We start from the raw sequence: 13,197 nt of genomic DNA on the forward strand, positions 1-13,197 counted from the left end.
GCGACGGCGACCGAACAGCGCCCGGGCCGTCCGCTCAGAGTCGATCGATCGGTGCGTGTCGGAGCACCAGCCAGACCGTCTGGTCGCCGAAGTCGATCTGGGCACGGGCGCCAGGGCCATGCCCCTCCACCGCGAGCACCCGACCCAGCCCGTACCGCTGGTGATTGACCCGGTCCCCGACCGCGACCCGCGGGGGCGCCGACGGCAACTCGCTGGCCGTGGCGAGGCGGCTACCGTCCACGCCGAGCCGACGGGCCAGCTGCGTGGCCTTCGGTGTGCCCCCGGTGAAGCCGCCCGGCCCCCGGTCCGCGCGACCGCCCACGCCCCCACCGCCGCCGGCCCACGAGGTGTACGAGCCCTCGGTGCGCTCCCAGCGCACCAACTCCACGGGCAGCTCCGCGAGAAACCGGGACGGTGCGTTGTAGGCCGGCTGGCCCCACGCCGAGCGGGTGACCGCCCGGGACAGGTAGAGCCGCTGCCGGGCCCGGGTGATCCCCACGTACGCCAGGCGCCGCTCCTCCTCCAGCTCGTGGTTGTCGCCGAAGGTGCGGGCGTGCGGGAAGACCCCGTCCTCCAAACCGGTCAGGAACACCACCGGGAACTCCAGCCCTTTGGCGGTGTGCAGCGTCATCAGGGTGACCACCCCCTGGTGCTCCGGGTCGTCGGCGGGCAACTGGTCCGCGTCAGCCACCAGCGCGACCTGCTCCAGGAAGCCGGCGACGGTGGCTCGCTCGCCCTCCTCGCCCAGGCCCTCCACCCGCTCTGTGTATTCCCGGGCCACGCTGACCAGCTCCTGGAGGTTGTCGACCCGGCCGGCATCCTGCGGGTCCAGGCTCTCCTCCAGCTCGGTCAGGTACCCCGACCGGTTCAGCAACGCCTCCAGCACCTCCTCGGGTGCGCTGGTCTCCGCGACCTCCCGGGCACCGTCGAGCAGCGCGATGAACTCCGCGATGCCGTTCGCCGCCCGGGTGGAGATGCCCGGCGCGTCCTTGGCCCGGCGCAGGGCCGCGCCGAATGAGATCCGGTCCCGACTGGCCAGCGCCTCGACGCACGCCTCGGCGCGTTCCCCGATGCCCCGGCGGGGAGTGTTCAACACCCGACGAAGGCTGACCGTGTCATCCTCGTTGACCAACGCCCGCAGGTAGGCCAGGGCGTCCCGGACCTCCTTCCGCTCGTAGAAGCGGACCCCGCCGACGACCTTGTAGGGGAGGCCGACGCGGATGAACACCTCCTCGAAGACCCGGGACTGGGCGTTGGTGCGATAGAAGACCGCCACGTCCCCCGGCCGGGTGTCGCCGTCGTCCACGAGCCGGTCGATCTCCCGGGCGACCCAGTCGGCCTCGGTGTGCTCGGTGTCGGCGACGTAGCCGACGATCGGGTCACCGGTCCCGGCCTCGCTCCAGAGCCGCTTGGGCTTACGGGAGGTGTTTCGGTCGATCACGGCGTTGGCCGCGTTCAGGATGGTCTGGGTGGAGCGGTAGTTCTGTTCCAGCAGGATTGTCCGGGCATCGCGGAAGTCCCGCTCGAACTCCAGGATGTTGCGGATCGTCGCGCCCCGAAACGCGTAGATCGACTGGTCGGCGTCGCCGACCACGCAGAGCTCCGCCGGGTCGAGCCCGTCGGTACCCGACACCAGCTCCTTGATCAACACGTACTGGGCGTGGTTGGTGTCCTGATACTCGTCAACCAGCACGTGCCGGAACCGACGCCGGTAGGTCTCCGCGACGTGCGGATGCGACTGGAGCAGGTGCACCGTGGTCATGATCAGATCGTCGAAGTCCAGCGCGTGCGCCTCCCGGAGCCGCCGCTGATAGAGCGCGTACGCCTCGGCGAGCGCCCGCTCGTTCGGCCCCTTGGCCCGGGCGGCGAACTCCTCGGGGTCAACCAGCTCGTTCTTCAGGTTGGAGACCTGGGCGGCCAGCCCCCGCGCCGGGTAGCGCTTCGGGTCGAGGTCCAGCTCCCGGGTGACCAGCTGCATCAGCCGACGGGAGTCGTCGGCGTCATAGATCGAGAAGGTCGATTTCAAACCGGCGTGCTCGTGCTCGGCCCGCAGGATGCGGACGCACGCGGAGTGGAAGGTCGAGACCCACATCAACCGAGCACGGGGCCCGACCAGCTGGGCCACCCGCTCCTTCATCTCGCCCGCGGCCTTGTTGGTGAAGGTGATGGCGATGATCTCGCCTGGATGCACCTGTCGCTCCGCGAGCAGGTAGGCGATCCGATGGGTTAGCACCCGGGTCTTGCCGGAGCCGGCCCCGGCCACGATGAGCAGCGGTGACCCGGCGTGGGTGACCGCCTCCCGCTGGGGGCCGTTCAGCCCGTTGAGCAGCGCCTGCGGGTCGAGGCGCACCGGAGTGGGCCGGCGCGGCGGAGCAGGGTCGGGCGCGGACGAGGGCACGGGGAGGTCAAAGAGAGGATGCATCGCACGGCGAGTCTATGCCGTCGCCCCGACGAATCTCTTCGGCCACGGCCCGGATGTGTACGACGGCGCGCGACCACAGCCCTGCCCGGCGCACGGCGCGCTCGCCCGCCCCGGATCCTCCCCCGCCGGTGGCACCGGCCTCCCTGGTCCGGGCCTTCCTTGCGCCGCCAGGCGGGAGCGGGCATACTCTGACCCGTGTTCGATCAGCGCGACTACTTTTACTACGGCCCGGAGAGTCCGGTAGCCGTAGGTCACGCCTGATCAACCAAGACCTACGAAAAGGCCCCGGGCTCGCGAGCCCGGGGCCTTTTCGTCTCGGGATCCGGGCACCAGCGCCCGACACCCGAAGGGTACGACGATGATGACAGGCGTGGCGAAGCAGAACGGCAGCACGGACGGAACGAGTGGCGCGGCGGGCACTGACGACCGCGACGCCGGCACGAAGGAGCCGTTGGCCGCAGCGCAGATCGCAGATATCCGGCAGCGGATCGACGAGATCGACGGCACTCTGATCGACCTCTGGCAGGAGCGGGCCCGGCTCTCCCGGCAGGTCGGCGTGACCCGGATGGCCTCCGGCGGCACCCGCTTGGTGCTCTCCCGGGAGCAGGAGATCCTGGAACGCTTCCGCTCCGCGCTGGGGGCGGACGGTACCCAGGTCGCCCTCCTGCTGCTTCGCGCCGGTCGTGGCCCGCTCTGATCCGGCCGCCCGGTAGCCGAAACAGGACCGGGGCGTCGGCCAGGAATGGCCAACGCCCCGGTCACCGTAGGGCTGCTACCGCTGCGCGTGCACCACGTCCCGAACCTCGGCGAAGTGGCAGGCGCTCGGGTGGGCCGAACTCTGCCGGACGGCCAGCGCCGGCTCCTGCTGGGCGCAGATCTCCTGCGCCTTCCAGCAGCGGGTCCGGAACCGGCAGCCGGAGGGCGGGTTGGCCGGCGACGGAACATCACCGGTCAGCACGATCTGGTCCCGCATACCCCGCAGCTTCGGATCCGGCACCGGCACCGCCGAGAGCAGCGCCTGCGTGTACGGGTGGGTGGGGTTCTCGTAGATCTGGTCCTCGGTGCCGACCTCAACGACCCGACCGAGGTACATCACCGCGACCCGGTCGGCGATGTGCCGAACCACGGACAGATCGTGTGCGATGAAGATGTACGACAGCCCCAACTCGTCCTGAAGCTTCTCCAGCAGGTTGATCACCTGCGCCTGGATCGACACGTCCAGGGCGGAGACCGGCTCATCACACAAGATGATCTCCGGGTTGAGCGCCAGGGCACGGGCGATACCGATGCGCTGGCGCTGGCCGCCGGAGAACTGGTGCGGGTACCGGTTGATGTGATCGGGGTTCAGGCCGACCAGATCCAGCAGCTCCTGCACCCGGGCCCGCCGCTTGGGCTTCGCCAACACCTCGGGGTGCACCTCGAACGGCTCGCCGACGATGTCGCCGACGGTCATCCGCGGGTTCAGGGACGTGTACGGATCCTGCATCACCAGCTGGATGTTGCGTCGGCCACGACGCCGCTCGGCACCACCGACCTTCGCCATGTTCCGGCCCTGCACGAACAGGTCACCAGAGGTCGGCGTCTCCAGCCCCACCAACATCCGGGCCAGGGTCGACTTGCCGCAGCCGGACTCGCCGACGATGCCGAGGGTCTCGCCCCGGCGCAGCTGCAGGTTGATCCCATCGACCGCGCGGACCGCACCGATCTGCCGCTTGAAGAGGATCCCCTGGGTGAGCGGGAAGTGCTTCACCAGGTCACGGGCCTCAAGCACGATGTCAGACATCGGCCTTGACCTCCTTCCAGAAGTGGCAGGCGGAGCTTCGGGACGGCGCCACCTGATACAGCGGCGGCACCGGGTCCCGACGGCAGGCGTCCTGCGCGTACCGGCACCGGGGGTTGAAGGCGCATCCCTTCGGGATGTCGGTCAGCAGCGGCGGCAGCCCCTTGATGGCGGAGAGTTCCTGGCCCTTGAGGTCCAGGCGGGGGATCGACTCCAGCAGACCCTTGGTGTACGGGTGGGACGGGCTCTCGTAGATCTCCCGGACCGGAGCCTCCTCGATGACCCGGCCGGCGTACATCACCGAGATCTGGTCCGCCACGTCGGCGACCACACCCATGTCGTGCGTGATCAGCAGCAGGCCCATGTTCCGTTCCCGCTGCAACTCGGCGAGCAGGGACATGATCTGGGCCTGCACGGTGACGTCCAGGGCGGTGGTCGGCTCGTCGGCGATCAACACCTCCGGATCGAGCGCCAACGCCATGGCGATCATGACTCGCTGCCGCATACCACCGGAGAACTGGTGCGGGTACTCGTTCACCCGCTGCTTCGCCGCCGGAATCTTGACCAGGTCGAGCAGCTCGACAGCGCGCACCTTGCTGTCCGCCCGGGACATGCCCCGGTGCTTGCGGAACAACTCACCGAGCTGGAAGCCGACCGTGAAGACCGGGTTCAGCGCGGAGAGGGCGTCCTGGAAGATCATCGCGATCCGGTTGGCGCGGACCTTACGCCGCTGCGACTCCCGGAGCTTGAGCAGGTCGACACCGCGGTAGCGGATCTCCCCGCCGGTGACGAACCCGGGTGGGCTGTCCAGGATGCCCATAATCGCCTGAGCGGTGACACTCTTACCGCAGCCAGACTCACCGAGAATCGCCCGGGTCTCGCCGGCCCGCAGGCTGAAATTGACGCCGTTGACCGCGCGGGCGATGCCGTTGCGAGTGCGGAACTCTACCTGCAGATCCTTGACCTCAAGCGGCAGGGCGTCCGAATCAAGGCCGGGCAGGGCGTCCAGCTTCACGTTCACATCAGTGCTCATGGCGCTCACCGGAACTTCGGGTCGAGGGCGTCACGCAGGGCGTCACCCATGAGAATGAAGGACAGCACCGTGCCAATCAACAGCCCGCAGGGGAAGAGCAGCAGCCACGGATCCGCCAGGAAGTAGACCTGGTGGGCCGAGATCATGATGCCCCAGGACTGCGTCGGCGGCTGGAGCCCGATACCGAGGAAGGTCAGCGTGGCCTCCGCGGCGACGAACGAGCCCAGCACGATCGTGGCGTACACCAACATCGGGGCGATCGCGTTCGGCAGGATGTGCCGGAACATCAACCGACCGTTACCCGCCCCGACCGCCTTGGCCGCCTGCACGTAGTCCAGGTCCTTTGAGGAGATGACGCTGCCGCGGATGATCCGGGCGATCGTCGGCCAGCTCAGCAGGAACAGCACCAGGGCGATGGTGAAGATGTTCTGCTGCTTGATCACGGTAAGGAAGACGATCGCACCGAGCAGGAACGGCAGCGAGAAGAAGATGTCCATCAGCCGGGAGATGAACCCGTCGACCCAGCCGCCGTAGTAGCCGGCGAGGAGGCCCATCAGGCCGCCGAAGAGCACGATGCCCCCGGTCGCCATGATCGCGATCACCATGGATGGCCGGGCGCCATAGATCGCGTGCGAGTAGTAGTCGCAGCCCTGGATGTTGAAGCCAAACGGGTGCTCCCAGCTCGGCGGGATCCGAGACTGGTCGGTGTGGCACGCCCGTGGGTCCTGACCGGTCCAGAGCTGCGGGAAGGCCGCCATCGTGCTGACCACGAGAATGTACAGCACCGCAAGCATGAAGACCGGGTCTCGGACCAACTGCCGGCGGGCATCCGCCCACAGGCTGGCGTTGCGCTCCTTGCCGCTCTTGCTCGTCTTCCCAGGGGCACCGCCGACGGCGGTGCCGGCACTCGTCGCGTCACTCATGTCCCACCTCGTTTCGCTTCGCCCTGCCGCGGATCGCCGGTATCACCGGCCACCGGTTACTGACCACGGTGCCGTCACTCATAGCGGATCCTCGGGTCGAGCACGGCGTACAGGAGGTCAACCAACAGGTTGGCGAGCAGAACGACCAACACCAGCATGGTCACCACACCGATGACCACGGACGACTCCCCCTCCCGGGCGGCAGCCGTCACCAGCCGGCCGATACCGGGGACGTTGAAGATGGTCTCGGTGACGACCGCACCGGCCATCGCCGAACCGATGTCGACGCCGAGGTACGTGATCACCGGAATCAGCGAGTTACGCAGCGTGTGCACGCCGATAACTCGCTTGTTCGCCAGGCCCTTTGCCCGGGCGGTCCGGACGAAGTCCGCCCGAATGTTCTCCATCATGCTGGTCCGGGTCAGGCGGGCGGTGGTGGCGAGCGCGACCGAGCCGAGCACCATGCCGGGAATCAGGAGACTGGCGAAGGGGTAGTCCGGCTTGAAGCCGGGGCTGAAGAACCCGTACGCGACAACGTCGGGGAGCCACTCCTGTTCACGCACGATGTTGCCGAACTTGACCCCGACGAACTCTCGCACCACCACGCCGAGCACGAAGATCGGCACGGAGATCACGAAGACGGTGCTGATCTTCACCAGGTTGTCGGCGAAGCTGCCGCCCCGCAGACCCGCCCACACGCCGGCGGCGATACCCACGACGGCCTCAAAGACGATCGCGATCACCAGCAGCTTCAGGGTGTGCGGAATGGCGTTGGCAACCAGCTCGGTTACCTCCTGCTCCCGCAGGTCGATGCCGAAGTCGAAGTGTAGAAAGACTCCGCTAACCCGGTCGAAGAAGAGCCCGAAGCAGGGGTTGCCCTTCTGCTCGAGGCAGGGGTCCCCGTAGCCGAGGCGCTCGGTGATCGACTGGAGTAGGGCCGGCGGCGGGGTCCGGTCGCCGAAGATGGCTCGGACCGGGTTCCCACTGAACTGAATCGCCAGCGAGGTCATGTAGTGGAGCAGGAACATGGTGCCCAGCACGGTCGGAATGAACTGGAGCAACCGTCGAATGACGTAGCGCCCCATGTCGGGGTCTCCTCTCGGCGCTGATACGACGGCAACGATCACCCTGGTGGGGTGATCGTTGCCGCCACATCCTGGTTACGGCGGGATCAGATTGCCGAAGCTCAGTTCTACTTCAGCGAGGTCGCACCGTAGTCGGCGTCCGCGACCTTGTTCCAGACGAAGTTGTCGACGTTTTCGCTGTAGATCGCCGCTTCCTTACGCCAGAACATCGGGATGACCGGCATCTCCTCGGCCAGGACGTCCTCGGCCTGCTGGTAGAAGCTGATGGCCGCCTCCGTGTTCGGAGCGGAGTCACCCTGCTTCAGCAGGTCGTCGAACTCAGCGTTGCTGAAGGTGGTGTTGTTGCTCTTGGCGCCGGTGCCGTAGACCGGAGTCAGGTAGGTCTCCAGGTACGGGTAGTCCGGGCCCCAGCCGAGCCGGAACGGGCCGTCGAACTCCCGCTGGTCAGCCTTGTCCAGGTACTCGGCGAACTGCAGGTTGACCTTCAGTTCGTAGTCGATGCCCAGCGCGGACTTGACCTGGTCGCCGACCGCCTGCAGCCAGGCGTCGTGGCCAGCACCCGCGTTGGCCCACAGGGTCAGTTTCTTGCCCTCCGGCCAGCCGCCGGCTTCCTCGAGCAGCTTCTTGGCCGCCTCGACGTCCTTCTTGCAGTAGGTGCAAGCACCCTCGCGAGCACCCTGGAAGGTCGGCGCGACGAAGCCGGTGGCCGGAGTCCACCGGCCGTCGAAGACGGCTTCGGCGATGGACTCCCGGTCGATCGCCATGGAGATCGCCTGGCGGATCCGCTTGTCCTTGAAGGCCTCGTCGTACAGCGGCAGGCCGACGTAGTTGAGGCTGCCGCTCGCCTGCTCGTACAGCCGGTCGCCGTAGCTGGCCTTGGCCTCGTCGAAGCGCGCCGCCGGGATCGTGTACATCACGTCCAGCTCGCCGGCCTGGAAGGCGGAGTAGGCCGAGTTCTCGTCGGCGAAGATCCGGTAGTTGATCGCACCGGGCTTGCCCGGCTCGCCATTCCAGCTGTCGCTCTTGACCAGGTTGATCTCGACGTCGCGCTTCCAGCTACCGTCGATCTTGTAAGGACCGTTGCCGATCGGGGTCTCGTTACAGGCGTCCGTGTCGTCCAGGCAGGCCTGGGCCATCGGAGAGAAGCCCGGGTAGCCGACCACGATCGGGAAGCCGGTGAACGGCTCGCCGAGCTCGACGGTGAAGGTCAGGTCGTCGACCTTCTTCAGGCCGGACAGCGTCTCGGCGGTCGGCTCCGGGGCCTCCTTCGGGCCTTCGCCGTCCGGGTCCTCCGGCTGGACCGCGTCGATACCGGCGATCCGCTTCATGAAGGAGCCGTTGTTCTGGGCGTTCGGCGCGTAGGCGGCGAAGTTCCACGACCGGATGAAGGCGTCGGCGTCGACCGGCTCACCGTTGTCGAAGGTGTAGCCGTCCTTCAGCTTGATCGTCCAGAGCTTCTGGTCGTCCGATTCGATCGACTCGGCCAGATCCATCTCTGGATCACCGGTCTCGGCGTTGTACTTGACCAGACCACGGTAGAGCTGACGAATCACAAAAAGCGACGGCTGGTCATTGCCATTCGACGGCAGCAGGTACGCCGGCTCGGACGCATATACCCGAAGCGTGCCGCCGGCGTCGCCGGCATCGCTCGAGCCGCTGCCACAGGCGGTGGCCAACATAGCGGTGGCGGTCGCCGCGACCGCCACCTTCAGGAATTTCCCGCGCATGGGAGTGCCTCCTCAGGGCGCTCAGCTCACGAGGGGGTGTGAGGTGCCTGCCACTGTGACACCAGACGCGCGCTAGCGGGAAGGCGTGTTATCAACCCGATACCCGGCCGGGACGGTGTGTACATCCACCCATAGGTGGATTCATCGACTACGGGCAAGCGTGGTAATAGCCGGGAAAATAGCATCGACAGAAGCCAGTTCCGTCACGTTGAGCAACCCGTCGTAACAGCCAGTTGGCGACTCAGACGAGCCGCCGATCCGCTGCCCAACGCGACAACTCGTAGCGGCTGGACATCTGGAGCTTGCGGAGGACGTTCGACACGTGCGTCTCAACCGTTTTGATCGAGATATACAGCTCCCGGGCGATCTCCTTGTACGCGTACCCCCGGGCTAGTAGACGCAGCACCTCCCGTTCCCGGTTGGTCAACTGGTCCAGCTCGGGGTCCGAGACCGGCACGTCCGACCGGGCGGCGAAGGCGTCCAGTACGAAACCGGCCAGCCGGGGACTGAAGACGGCGTCGTCCTCGGCGACCCGGCGGACCGCCGCCGCCAACTCGTCCGGTGAGATCGTCTTGGTGACATAGCCCCGGGCGCCAGCGCGGATCAGCCCGATCACGTCCTCGGCCGCGTCCGAGACGCTGAGCGCGAGGAACCGCACGCGCGGGTGCGTACGCCGGATGGCCTCGAGCACCGCCCGGCCGCCCCCCTCCGGCATGTGCACATCAAGCAGCACCACATCAGGCTCGGTAGCGGCGATCCGACTGATCGCCTCCCCCACCGTGCTCGCCTCGCCCACCACATCGACGTGCGCACCCAACTCGGCGCGGACTCCGGCCCGAAACATCGCGTGATCGTCAACGAGGAAGACCCGCAGCCGCCGCGCTGCCACCCCCACCTCCACCGCTGAGTCCAGCGTCTGGTCCGCCATCACCTACTCCTCTCCGCCGTGGACCCGTCACGGGAGATCGGCAGGATCAACCGGATCTCGGTCCCTTCCCCGGGCTCGGAGCGAATCTCCGCCCGGCCACCGTGTCGCTTCATCCGGCCGATAATCGAGCCCCGGACGCCGTGCCGGTGTTCCTCCACCGTAGCCGGATCGAAGCCCCTCCCCCGATCCCGGACGAAGACACTGACCTGCTCCGGTTCGACCTCGGCGTAGAGCGAGATGGTCTGCACCCCGGCATGCCGGGCCGCGTTCACCAACGCCTCACGGGCTGCGGCCACCAACGCGCCGACCCGCTCGTCGGTCTCCCGGTCACCGACGACCACCGTCTCCACCGTGAGTGCGTACGTGTCCTCCACCTCGGCCGCCACCAGCTCCAGCGCGGCCGCGAAGCGCTCCGTCGGCGAGGCGGTCGGCCGGTAGAGCCAGTTACGCAGCGAGCGTTCCTGCCCCCGGGCCAACCGCGTCACCATCTTGCCGTCGCTGGCGTTACGTTGGATCAACGCGAGGGTGTGCAGCACCTGGTCATGCACCATGGCAGCCAGTTCGGCCCGCTCCTGCTCCCGGATCCGCCCCTCCCGCTCCGACCGGAGCTGGTTCCAGGTTCGCCAGAGCACCGGCGCGGCCACCACCCCGACCCCCGCCAGACCGACCAGGGCAAAAATCACGCCGTTGAGCACCGCGTCGAAGTTCTGCGTCGGGGAGTACACCGCCGCAACCCCGATCAATCCCACCGCGACCAGGATTCCGCCGCCGATGAAGCGAAGCACGAACGCCCGCCGGTCGCTCTCCTCCACCACCGCGCTAAGCCAGGGCACCTGCAGCGTCCCGTCCCACTGCCGTCGCCGCTGCGGTGCGGACTGGTGCCAGATCAGCCCAGCCCCGACCGCGATGATCGTGATCAGCCAGCCGGCGGTGCCGGCCACACCGGTCGCACCCACCGAATCAAAGAAGATCACCTGGAAGATCAGTATCCCCAGGCCGATCGCCACAAACGGCAGCAGCTGAGCCACGTCACGACGGGGCGGGGTGGCGGTGTCCCCCGGCCGCAGCGGCACCACCGCCCAGAAGGCCGCGTACAGCAGCAACCCGAGGCCGTTGAAGCCGAGCAACACCAGGAACGCGACCCGGACCCAGAGCACCGGAATGCGAAGGTGCCCGGCGATCCCCGCCGCCACGCCAGCAGCGATCCGGTGCTCGCGGGCGCGATAGAGACGCGGGGAGTTTGTCACGACACTGATCGGGGGCTCCCTAGCTAGTCGCGGCGGGTCTCGCCGACGAGCGGCACGCGCCGCTGGCTCCGATCGTCACACGCCAGGTGAGCACTCGACCACGGGGGCGTCCCGGAGATCCCGCTGCCCTGATCTCAGGGTGCGGTCAGGGTCTCCGCCGGAGGCCGGCGAGGCGACGAGGGAGCAGGATCGAGGTCATGACCGAGGAAGCCGCCCGCCACCAGCCAGCCGGGGCGACGCCACCACCCGCGGCACCGACTGGTGAACCGCCGCCGCCCGGGGGCCCACCCGGGGATCCGCCCACCCCGCCGCCGCCCGGGGGCCCACCCGGGGATCCGTCCACCCCACCGCCCGGGAGCAGCGGCTTCACCTCGCGGTTCGGGCTGGTCCGTCCGCACGACGGCCGCTATCTGGCTGGCGTCTGCGCGGCGATCGGCCGGGCGACGAACACCGACCCGGTGCTCTGGCGGGTGCTACTCGCGGTGCTCGGCTTCTTCGGCGGCATCGGCATCCTGGTGTACGTCTCCGCCTGGCTGATCATCCCGGGCGAGGGGGACACCGCCTCACCGGTCGAGTCGATGCTGGGTCGGGGACGCTCCAGCATGTCCCCGGTCACCGTGATCGTGCTCGGCATCCTGGTGGCGGTCAGCTTCGCCTTCATCGTCACCGACGCGTTCCGGGCCGTGCTGCTCGGCGCGGCGATCCTGATCAGCGGGGCGCTGCTACTCAACCGCGAACGTTCGGGCCGATCCGGCTCGGACGTCCCACCGTCGCCGACCTGGCCGGCCTCGGCACCGCCGCCCGCCGGACCGAGCTGGGCACCGCCGCCGACCTGGCCGACCTCGGCACCGCCGCCCGCCGGACCGACCTGGACACCGCCGCCGACCTGGCCGACCTCGGCACCGCCGCCCGCCGGACCGAGCTGGGCACCGCCGCCGGCAGCACCGACGGTGCCCGAGGCTGCACCTGGCGGCGTCCGCCTGCCGTTCGCCCCGCATGGGCCGTACGCCTCGCCGGCCCCGCCGCCGACCCCGCGACGGCAGCGGAAACGACCGCGGGAACGGTCCGCGCTCGGTGGGGTGACCTTCTCGCTGGTCTTCCTCGTCCTCGGGTTGCTGACCCTCCTCGACCTGGCCGGTGTACCCGCCCTCGGCGCGTCCGCGTACTTCGCGGCCGTCCTGGCCACCATCGGCCTCGGCCTACTCGTCGGCGCCTGGTTCGGCCGGGCCCGCTGGCTCATCGCGCTCGGCCTGATCACCGCCGCCGCACTGGGGGTGGCCACCGTGGCCGAGTCCGACCGGTTCCGAGCGGTGAACCAAGCGGTGACCTGGGCGCCTGCCAGCCACGCTGAGCTCGCGAGCCGGTACGAGAACCTCGCCGGCAACTCGCTACTCGACCTGCGCTCGGTGGATTTCACCGGAGAACGCAGCGAGACCACGGTGGCGGTCACCGCCGGGACGGCCACCGTGATCCTGCCCCCGGACGTTGACGCCACCGTCACCGCGACCGTCACCGTCGGCGACGCGGTCGTCTTCGACCAGAGCGTCGCCAAGCGCAGCGGCTCCGCCGGTTCGCACCGCGAAAGCACCGACCTGGGGGCGGACGGCCCCGGTGGCGGGACGCTGCGCCTCTTCGTTCACGTTGACGTCGGCAAGCTGGAGGTGACCCGGTGAAGCCTCACCGCACCGACTTGGTGTCGCTGATCTTCGGACTACTCTTCCTTCTCCTGGCCGTCTGGTGGCTGGTCGCCCGGTTACTCGAATTCACGCTCCCCGCGGTGGGCTGGTTCCTGGCCGGAGCGCTGCTACTGATCGGCGTACTGGGGCTGGTCGGGGCGCTTCGCGCGGCCCGGTCTGGCAGCCCGACCGCTCCGGAGGCGGAGGTGCCACCAACCGGTGCGACGCCGGAACCTGGGCCCACCGAGGGGGACCGGCGCTGAGCGCGACGCCGGGTCGATCGACTCGGGGCATATGCTGGCCGGTGGCGCCCGCCCCGCCGCGCACCCGCCAGTTCGACCCGGCCAACCGCCCGCGGGCGACGCCGAGTGACCCG

11 protein-coding genes are annotated in these 13,197 nt (G+C 68.7%); 3 read left to right on the top strand and 8 right to left on the bottom strand.

What is annotated here, in order from left to right:
• Window positions 1-34: 34 nt before the first annotated feature.
• Window positions 35-2,422 (bottom strand): DNA helicase PcrA, encoded by a 2,388-nt coding sequence (gene pcrA, locus SALPAC2_RS0112355; RefSeq protein ID WP_026184680.1) that lies wholly within the window; start codon window positions 2,420-2,422, stop codon window positions 35-37.
• Between the two features lie 358 nt (window positions 2,423-2,780).
• Here pcrA and SALPAC2_RS0112360 point away from each other — a divergent pair, with 358 nt between their 5' ends.
• Window positions 2,781-3,119: a chorismate mutase gene (locus SALPAC2_RS0112360; protein ID WP_033662106.1), complete on the top strand. Its 339-nt coding sequence runs from the start codon at window positions 2,781-2,783 to the stop codon at window positions 3,117-3,119.
• A 75-nt stretch (window positions 3,120-3,194) separates the two neighbouring features.
• On the opposite strand, the gene SALPAC2_RS0112365 is transcribed toward SALPAC2_RS0112360, so the two are convergent.
• The 7 genes from SALPAC2_RS0112365 to SALPAC2_RS0112395 form a co-directional block, all read right to left on the bottom strand.
• Entirely contained in the window at window positions 3,195-4,205 is a 1,011-nt protein-coding gene (locus SALPAC2_RS0112365; protein WP_018216968.1) for an ABC transporter ATP-binding protein, read from the bottom strand.
• Window positions 4,198-5,235, bottom strand: coding sequence for an ABC transporter ATP-binding protein (locus tag SALPAC2_RS0112370; RefSeq protein WP_018216969.1), 1,038 nt, complete (start codon window positions 5,233-5,235; stop codon window positions 4,198-4,200). Before SALPAC2_RS0112370 ends, SALPAC2_RS0112365 begins: the two co-directional genes overlap by 8 nt.
• A 5-nt stretch (window positions 5,236-5,240) precedes the next feature.
• Window positions 5,241-6,158, bottom strand: a complete 918-nt coding sequence (locus tag SALPAC2_RS0112375; RefSeq protein ID WP_018216970.1) for an ABC transporter permease — start codon at window positions 6,156-6,158, stop codon at window positions 5,241-5,243.
• A gap of 74 nt (window positions 6,159-6,232) precedes the next feature.
• Window positions 6,233-7,243, bottom strand: a complete 1,011-nt coding sequence (locus SALPAC2_RS0112380) for an ABC transporter permease (RefSeq protein ID WP_018216971.1) — start codon at window positions 7,241-7,243, stop codon at window positions 6,233-6,235.
• Between the two features lie 107 nt (window positions 7,244-7,350).
• Window positions 7,351-8,970: a peptide ABC transporter substrate-binding protein gene (locus tag SALPAC2_RS0112385; protein WP_018216972.1), complete on the bottom strand. Its 1,620-nt coding sequence runs from the start codon at window positions 8,968-8,970 to the stop codon at window positions 7,351-7,353.
• A gap of 241 nt (window positions 8,971-9,211) precedes the next feature.
• Entirely contained in the window at window positions 9,212-9,898 is a 687-nt protein-coding gene (locus SALPAC2_RS0112390; RefSeq protein WP_018216973.1) for a response regulator, read from the bottom strand.
• Window positions 9,898-11,145 carry a sensor histidine kinase gene (locus tag SALPAC2_RS0112395; RefSeq protein WP_026184681.1) on the bottom strand — a complete coding sequence of 416 codons (1,248 nt, stop codon included), beginning with the start codon at window positions 11,143-11,145 and terminating at the stop codon, window positions 9,898-9,900. Before SALPAC2_RS0112395 ends, SALPAC2_RS0112390 begins: the two co-directional genes overlap by 1 nt.
• 197 nt (window positions 11,146-11,342) lie before the next feature.
• Between SALPAC2_RS0112395 and SALPAC2_RS0112400 the strand changes: the two genes are divergently transcribed.
• Window positions 11,343-12,818: a PspC domain-containing protein gene (locus tag SALPAC2_RS0112400; protein ID WP_018216975.1), complete on the top strand. Its 1,476-nt coding sequence runs from the start codon at window positions 11,343-11,345 to the stop codon at window positions 12,816-12,818.
• Window positions 12,815-13,084, top strand: coding sequence for a hypothetical protein (locus tag SALPAC2_RS0112405; RefSeq protein ID WP_018216976.1), 270 nt, complete (start codon window positions 12,815-12,817; stop codon window positions 13,082-13,084). Before SALPAC2_RS0112400 ends, SALPAC2_RS0112405 begins: the two co-directional genes overlap by 4 nt.
• Window positions 13,085-13,197: the final 113 nt, after the last annotated feature.

Source organism: Salinispora vitiensis, from assembly GCF_000378825.1.
Classification (GTDB): domain Bacteria; phylum Actinomycetota; class Actinomycetes; order Mycobacteriales; family Micromonosporaceae; genus Micromonospora; species Micromonospora vitiensis.

What these genes read in the sequence shown, in the direction of transcription:
- SALPAC2_RS0112375 (WP_018216970.1), bottom strand. Translation starts at nt 6,158, where the DNA reads ATGAGTGACGCGACGAGTGCCGGCACCGCCGTCGGCGGTGCCCCTGGG.
- SALPAC2_RS0112360 (WP_033662106.1), top strand. Translation starts at nt 2,781, where the DNA reads ATGATGACAGGCGTGGCGAAGCAGAACGGCAGCACGGACGGAACGAGT.
- SALPAC2_RS0112400 (WP_018216975.1), top strand. Translation starts at nt 11,343, where the DNA reads ATGACCGAGGAAGCCGCCCGCCACCAGCCAGCCGGGGCGACGCCACCA.
- pcrA (WP_026184680.1), bottom strand. Translation starts at nt 2,422, where the DNA reads ATGCATCCTCTCTTTGACCTCCCCGTGCCCTCGTCCGCGCCCGACCCT.
- SALPAC2_RS0112390 (WP_018216973.1), bottom strand. Translation starts at nt 9,898, where the DNA reads ATGGCGGACCAGACGCTGGACTCAGCGGTGGAGGTGGGGGTGGCAGCG.
- SALPAC2_RS0112365 (WP_018216968.1), bottom strand. Translation starts at nt 4,205, where the DNA reads ATGTCTGACATCGTGCTTGAGGCCCGTGACCTGGTGAAGCACTTCCCG.
- SALPAC2_RS0112370 (WP_018216969.1), bottom strand. Translation starts at nt 5,235, where the DNA reads ATGAGCACTGATGTGAACGTGAAGCTGGACGCCCTGCCCGGCCTTGAT.
- SALPAC2_RS0112385 (WP_018216972.1), bottom strand. Translation starts at nt 8,970, where the DNA reads ATGCGCGGGAAATTCCTGAAGGTGGCGGTCGCGGCGACCGCCACCGCT.
- SALPAC2_RS0112380 (WP_018216971.1), bottom strand. Translation starts at nt 7,243, where the DNA reads ATGGGGCGCTACGTCATTCGACGGTTGCTCCAGTTCATTCCGACCGTG.